The 504-nt window shown below is 65.5% G+C and carries 1 protein-coding gene; it reads left to right on the top strand.

Annotated elements, in window-relative coordinates; genetic code table 11:
* A partial coding sequence (locus DS837_RS31925; protein WP_247890243.1) for a 3-hydroxyacyl-CoA dehydrogenase family protein occupies nucleotides 1-504 on the top strand: 504 nt, incomplete at both ends.

The following is a 504-nucleotide window of genomic DNA, read 5'->3' as shown; positions in this document are numbered from 1 at the left end:
ACCTGAAGCCCGAGGCGCTGATCGCGACGAACACCTCGTCGATCTCGATCACCCGCCTCGCGGCCTCGACGGACCGCCCGTCCAAGTTCATGGGCATGCATTTCATGAACCCGGTGCCGGTGATGCAACTCGTCGAGCTGATCCGCGGCATCGCGACCGACGAGGCGACCTTCAACGCGATCAGCGAGCTGACGGCGAACATCGGCAAGACCGCGGCGGTGGCCGAGGACTTCCCGGCCTTCATCGTCAACCGCATCCTGCTGCCGATGATCAACGAGGCGGTCTACACCCTTTATGAGGGCGTGGGCGGCGTCCACGCCATCGACACGGCGCTGAAGCTGGGCGCCAACCATCCGATGGGTCCGCTGGAACTGGCCGACTTCATCGGCCTGGACACCTGTCTGGCGGTCATGCAGGTCCTCTACGAGGGTCTGGCCGACAGCAAGTACCGCCCCTGCCCGCTGCTGGTGAAGTATGTCGAGGCCGGCTGGGTCGGCCGCAAGG

The organism is Azospirillum brasilense (genome assembly GCF_008365405.1).
GTDB lineage: Bacteria > Pseudomonadota > Alphaproteobacteria > Azospirillales > Azospirillaceae > Azospirillum > Azospirillum brasilense_D.
The sequence above is the reverse complement of the archived record's forward strand: the minus strand, read 5'-3'. Positions and strand labels throughout refer to the sequence as shown.